5 protein-coding genes are annotated in these 6307 nt (G+C 36.1%); 4 read left to right on the top strand and 1 reads right to left on the bottom strand.

The genetic code is table 11. The annotated features are described in order from the left end of the window. Positions 1–338: 338 nt before the first annotated feature. On the top strand, positions 339–551 hold the full coding sequence (locus CJF42_RS27180; protein ID WP_170940455.1) for a hypothetical protein: 213 nt from the start codon (positions 339–341) through the stop codon (positions 549–551). Between the two features lie 92 nt (positions 552–643). Here the strand turns inward: CJF42_RS27180 and CJF42_RS03250 are convergent, their stop codons facing one another. After that, positions 644–1612: a class 1 fructose-bisphosphatase gene (locus tag CJF42_RS03250; RefSeq protein ID WP_095365300.1), complete on the bottom strand. Its 969-nt coding sequence runs from the start codon at positions 1610–1612 to the stop codon at positions 644–646. Positions 1613–1801: 189 nt separating this feature from the next. Here CJF42_RS03250 and CJF42_RS03245 point away from each other — a divergent pair, with 189 nt between their 5' ends. The 3 genes from CJF42_RS03245 (at position 1802) to CJF42_RS03235 (ending at position 6297) form a co-directional block, all read left to right on the top strand. After that, entirely contained in the window at positions 1802–4243 is a 2442-nt protein-coding gene (locus CJF42_RS03245; RefSeq protein ID WP_095365299.1) for a zinc-dependent metalloprotease, read from the top strand. A gap of 70 nt (positions 4244–4313) precedes the next feature. Beyond that, the gene (gene mpl, locus CJF42_RS03240; protein WP_095365298.1) at positions 4314–5681 is read left to right on the top strand and encodes a UDP-N-acetylmuramate:L-alanyl-gamma-D-glutamyl-meso-diaminopimelate ligase; all 1368 of its coding nucleotides are present in this window, start codon (positions 4314–4316) and stop codon (positions 5679–5681) included. Then, the gene (locus CJF42_RS03235) at positions 5668–6297 is read left to right on the top strand and encodes a flavin prenyltransferase UbiX (RefSeq protein ID WP_095365297.1); all 630 of its coding nucleotides are present in this window, start codon (positions 5668–5670) and stop codon (positions 6295–6297) included. The genes mpl and CJF42_RS03235 overlap by 14 nt, the downstream gene beginning before the upstream one ends. Positions 6298–6307 lie beyond the last annotated feature (10 nt).

The following is a 6307-nucleotide window of genomic DNA, read 5'->3' as shown; positions in this document are numbered from 1 at the left end:
TTATCGTCTTGCCCTGCGGAGTTTGGGTAGAAAACGATTACGGCGTTATGATTCATCATAAGGGAATTACTATGAATTACAAATCATGCCTTGTACTCGTATCCTATCCAAACTCTGAAACCTGAATTTCCAAGTACACGGGTATAAAGGAAGTGTAGGTATTATATGATGTTATATTATGTTATATACCCAAACCACTTCAAGATGCAGGATTCAGTTGGAATTAGAAATGCTTTAGGCAAGGCATTGATTGAAGAACATGGTTATTCCCTTTTCAAAATCAATAACGCTGCATAAAGTATTTATAAACCAACCTTACAGGGACTTCTGAGCAAATCATGCTCGTTGTTGCCTGCATGGATGTAGGTACTAGAGCAATGCAGGAGCATATTGCCGGTCCATCTTTTTTTAAGGGAGTAACCATTAATGCAAAGATGCGCCTAGATCATGAATTGCTCAGCAGTCCTGAACTTCACATCTTGAAGTGGCTTGGGTATAAGCGAGATTATCTTTTAAAAGTAGAGTGTATGTTAAGTACAAAAGTGATTTAATTTCAACAGGTAATTGTTTTTGATTATTAAAAATGAGGAAGTTTAGACATTTAAAAGGAAGCAATAACTTCCTTTTTAGTAAAACGGCTCGCTTATTTATAATAGCTTAAGCATTTTTCAACTTCGTTTTTAGAGCCTAATATCACTTCAACTCTTTGGTGAATTGCATCAGGTTGAATATCTAAAATTGGCTGACCATTTGCAATTGCTAAACCGCCAGCATTTTCAACTAACATTGCCATTGGGTTTGCTTCGTATAATAAACGTAATTTATTTGGCTTTTTAGGATCTTTAGTATCTGTAGGGTAAGTGAAAATACCACCACGACATAAAACACGATGCACGTCGCCTACCATAGCTGCAATCCAACGCATGTTGAAGTTTTTAGCGCGAGGACCTGTATCACCAGCAAGTAAATCATTTATGTAGTTTTGCATTGGTGCATGCCAATGTATTTGGTTTGACATATTTATAGCAAACTCTTGTGTATCAGCTGGGATCTTTACAGATTCCTCTGTTAATAAGAAGCTACCGTGTGTTTTATCTAAAGTATATAAACGTGTTGCCTTACCTGTTGTTAATGCCAACATCGTTGATGGACCATATAATACATAACCTGCGGCAACTTGTTTTCTACCTGATTGCATGAAAATAGTTGGGTCTGCGGCATCAGATCCCTCTGGCGCTTCCATAATAGAAAAGATAGTACCTACTAGTGAGTTAATATCGATATTTGAAGAACCATCTAATGGATCAAAAGATACAATATATTTAGCATTAGGGTTACCTGCAACTGTGTAGTCTTCTTCTTCAGAAGCAATTGCTTTTACGTAGCCAGACTCTAATAAAATGTCTTTCAATAACTGATTTGAAAGTACATCTAATTTTTTTTGGGTTTCACCTTGAATATTTTCATCTAATGTTGAACCAAGTACGCCTGATAATGCACCTTGACCCACTCTGAATGAAATCTCTTTACAGGCAGCAAGGGTTGTTCGGATCAAAGATAGTAATTCTCTTGGACAGCCGTCTTCAAGCAATACTGGTGGTAATCTACGCATTTTTAATTCCTGAAAGCTAATTGTATTTATGATTTTTGCAATAGTGAAAGTGCAAAATCAGTAACGCTGGTTGATAAACTTGTTTGATAATTCTGTATATTGTGTATCATTCTAACAATGTTTTTAAGTTATGAACTTAAAATATCAAACTTGAAATTAATTTAAACTATAAAAATAAAAGATAAAACTATGCTAAAACTTAAGTCTTTTGTACTTTTAACTTCACTCTTGTTGTTATCTATTGTAACTCAAGCACACGCCGCACTTAAATCTATTGACGATTTTACCAAGGATATGAATAGATATCCCGGCTATTTTACATTTTTTTATGATGACAATAGCGGAAACTTATACCTGAAATTAGATAAGTTGACACAACCCTTTTTATTACAACAAAGTTTACCATATGGTTTAGGATCAAATGATATTGGGTTAGATCGTGGGCAAATGGGAGAAACGCGTTTCGTTCAGTTTGAAAGAATGGGTAATAAGGTAATGCTTAGGCAGTTAAATACTTATTATCGCGCTAATACTTCAAATAAAGCAGAGCAACAAAGTATTAAAGAAGCATTTGCTTCAAGTATCTTATATGGCTTTAAAATATCAGCCCAAAACGACAAAAGTATATTAATTGATTACACACCTTATTTATTATCTGATGTGCATGGAGTATCTCGTCAATTATCGAGTCGCAAACAAGGTAGTTATTCTGTAGATGCAAGTCGCAGTGCCGTATATATGCAACGTTCAAAATCTTTTGTTAAAAATACAGAACTTGAAGCTGTTATTACTTTTAAGGGCTCAAAACCTGGCGAGTATATTCGTCAAGTATCCGCAGACCCTTATTCTATTAGCTTAAATCTACATCATTCTTTAATTGAACTGCCAGATGATAACTATCAGCCTCGTACATTCCACCCACAATCAGGCTATTGGAGCGTAGAACATAAAAATTATGCAGCACCTTTGGGTGAGTCGATGTTTGTACGTTACATTCCTCGCCATCGTTTAATTAAAAAAGATCCAAGTAAAAAAATGAGTGAGCCAGTAGAACCGATCACTTATTATTTAGATTCCGCTGTACCGGAACCTGTTCGTACTGCATTGCTAGATGGCGCTCGCTGGTGGGATGATGCTTTTACAGCCGCAGGCTTTAAAAATGCTTTTATTCTCAAAATATTACCTGAACATGTAGATCCTATGGATATTCGATATAACGTCATTCAATGGGTACATCGTGCAACTCGAGGTTGGTCATATGGTTCATCAGTAATCGATCCACGCACAGGTGAAATTATAAAAGGTCATGTTACTTTAGGTTCTTTACGTGTCCGCCAAGATATTCTGTTAGCTGAGTCATTATCAGCTCCATATAAAACAGGCAATGAATTAAGTGATGATCCTGTAAGAGCGCAATTACATAAAATGGCACTTGATCGTATTCGACAGCTAAGTGCACACGAAGTAGGTCATACATTAGGTATCGCGCATAACTTCTCATCTTCTATTAAAAATCGCGCTTCTGTAATGGATTATCCGCATCCATTAATTAGCTTTAATGATAATGGCAGTTTAAATACCGAAGTTGGCTATGCTACAGGAATGGGAGAGTGGGATACGCAAGTAATTAAATATGGTTATAGTGAATTTGCACAAAATGAAGCAGATGCTTTAGCTGGAATTTTGGCTGAAAACAAAGATAATGAATTAGAATTTATATCAGATCCAGATGCAAGATCTACGGGCAGTGCTCATCCTACTGCGCATCTTTGGGATAATGGGAATGCACCTGATATTGAGTTGGCTCGCTTATTATCGATACGTGAAAAAGCGCTCAATCAGTTTGGCTTAAATAATATTAAATCGGGTACGGCACTGTCTCAATTAGAAGAAGTCTTAGTACCTTTGTATTTGCTTCATCGCTTTCAAGTTCAAGCGGTCGCTAAGCTAATTGCTGGGGTTGATTATGATTATGAAGTACGAACAGGTGATAATGCCAAAGGTGCGCAAGTTGTAGATAAAACCAAACAACAGGCAGCTTTAAGTGCTTTATTAACAACCCTTGATGCAAAAACACTTGTTTTACCTGAGTCTATTTTATCTCTAATTCCGCCTAAAGCTTATGGTGAATACAAAACACGAGAAAGTATAAAAGGTCGAACAGGCCTTACTTTAGATGCTATGGCACTGGCTGAAGCATCAATTAATCATAGTTTAAAATTATTATTAAATAGCCAAAGATTAAATAGATTAAATCAGCAAGGCGCACGCTCAGCTAATAACTTAAATCTGAGTGATTTAATCTCTGAATTAAATACAACTGTGTTTGAACATAATCAAGGTTCTGGTTTGCATGGGCTTGTTACAAAACGTATTTCTTATTTAACGGTAAAAGCTGTTGCTGAAAAAGCGGTAGATGCAGATGTAGAACCAGAAGTACAAGCACAACTAAAATATTACTTAACAAATTTAGCTGATGAGTTAGGTGAAGTTTCATTTTGGCAAAATAAATCTGCAGCAGATAACCAGTTTAAGGTATATTTGTCACAGCAAATTAAAACGTATTTAAATACTGGAACATGGCCAAAAGATTTTAAAGCTTTAGCTATGCCACCAGGTTCGCCAATTTAATCATGTTTTTATAATATATTTTTATTTGCCCGGTTTTTACCGGGCATTTTTTTAGGAAAAATTACCCTTTATGCATATTCATATCTTAGGTATTTGCGGCACCTTTATGGGTGGTATCGCGGCGTTGGCTAAATCTTTAGGGCATACAGTAACAGGCTCAGATCAAAATGTTTATCCACCTATGAGTACTCAATTAGAAGAGATTGGCATTGAATTAACCCAAGGGTATGACCCAAAACAGCTCGAACCAAAACCAGATATGGTGATAATTGGTAATGCTATGAGTCGTGGCAATCCATGTGTGGAATATGTATTAGAAAAAGGGCTACCTTATACATCAGGCCCTGAATGGTTAAAGCATAATTTATTGCAAAATTGTTGGGTACTAGCTGTATCTGGAACACATGGTAAAACAACAACGTCAAGCATGCTAGCGTGGATTTTGGAATACGCGGGGTTAAAACCAGGGTTTTTAATTGGTGGAGTTGTACAAAATTTTGGTATTTCAGCAAGGTTGGGCGAAACACCATTTTTTGTGATTGAAGCTGATGAATATGATACCGCTTTCTTTGATAAGCGTAGTAAGTTTGTACATTATTTACCAAGAACATTAATTCTCAATAATCTTGAATTTGATCATGCGGATATTTTTAAAGATTTAGCAGCGATTCAAACACAATTTCATCATTTAATGCGTGTTTTACCCCAAAATGGTAAGGCAATTTGGCCAAGTGATGATAAAGCGTTAGAGCAAGTAATCAATAAAGGCTGTTGGAGCAATACCGAGCAATTAGGTAAAGATTGGTCGTATAATTTATTAGCTGAAGATGGTAGCGAGTTTGAAGTTTTATTAGATGCAAAGCTATTAGGCAAAGTAACTTGGCAGGCGATTGGAGAGCATAATGTGAAAAATGCCATGATGGCAATTGCAGCCGCGAGACATGTTGGTATTTCTGTTGAACATGCAATAGATGCATTAGCCGAATTTATTTCTCCAAAGCGTCGTATGGAATTATTAGATGTGGTCAATAATATTACTGTTTACGATGATTTTGCTCATCATCCAACTGCAATAAAAACAACTTTATCTGGCTTAAGGGCTAAAGTGGGTAATGCTAAAATACATGCTATTTTGGAACCTAGATCAAACACTATGAAAATGGGTTTTCATCAAAATACGCTCATTAACTCGTTAAATGATGCTGATAATGTATATTTATTTGAACCTGAAAATTTAAATTGGTCATTAGCTCAAGCTGCAAAAGAGATTGATGCAGATTGCTTGCAAAATATCGATGATATAATTGCTAAAGTACTTGAAAATATTGCTCAAGATGAGCATATATTGATTATGAGCAATGGTGGTTTTAATGGTATTCATCAAAAGTTGATCAGCGCATTAAAAAATAAATTTGGGATCACAAATGCACAAAGCTAAAACCGACTTTAATTCACCAATCACCTTAGCTTTTAGTGGTGCATCTGGTGCGCCATATGGTTTAAGGTTGCTGGAAGTTTTAGTCGCTCAAAATTATCAAGTATATGTATTGATTTCATCTGCCGCTCGCGTAGTACTTGATACTGAGTCTGACATAAAACTCTCTGGTAATGAGAGTAAAGCAACTGAGCAATTAACAGCTTTAGTAAGTGCTAAAACAGATCAAATAAAAGTATTTGGTAAAGATAACTGGTTTAGCCCTGTTGCTTCTGGCTCTGCTGCACCTAAAAAAATGATCGTATGCCCTTGTAGCGTAGGTACTGTGTCTGCAATCGCAATGGGTGCTTCTGACAATTTGTTAGAGCGCGGCGCTGATGTTGTGATCAAAGAAAGAGGGCAACTCATATTAGTGCCTAGAGAAACGCCATTTAGTGAAATTCATTTAGAAAACATGTTAAAACTGGCAAGAATGGGTGTAACGATTATGCCAGCAGCACCGGGTTTTTATCATAAACCACAAACAATTGATGACTTAGTAGATTTTATGGTTGGTAAAATTTTAGATCATTTATCTATTGAACATGACCTTCAAAAACGTTGGGGCTATCAGTCCTAGTATTTCAGTG

This window comes from Pseudoalteromonas sp. NBT06-2 (genome assembly GCF_002276045.1).
Classification (GTDB): domain Bacteria; phylum Pseudomonadota; class Gammaproteobacteria; order Enterobacterales; family Alteromonadaceae; genus Pseudoalteromonas.
Note: the sequence above shows the minus strand (reverse complement) of the source record. Positions and strands in the feature narration are given on the sequence as shown.

Coding starts and splice junctions, on each gene's coding strand:
- CJF42_RS03250 (WP_095365300.1), bottom strand. CDS start 1,612: ATGCGTAGATTACCACCAGTATTGCTTGAAGACGGCTGTCCAAGAGAA.
- CJF42_RS27180 (WP_170940455.1), top strand. CDS start 339: ATGCTCGTTGTTGCCTGCATGGATGTAGGTACTAGAGCAATGCAGGAG.
- mpl (WP_095365298.1), top strand. CDS start 4,314: ATGCATATTCATATCTTAGGTATTTGCGGCACCTTTATGGGTGGTATC.
- CJF42_RS03235 (WP_095365297.1), top strand. CDS start 5,668: ATGCACAAAGCTAAAACCGACTTTAATTCACCAATCACCTTAGCTTTT.
- CJF42_RS03245 (WP_095365299.1), top strand. CDS start 1,802: ATGCTAAAACTTAAGTCTTTTGTACTTTTAACTTCACTCTTGTTGTTA.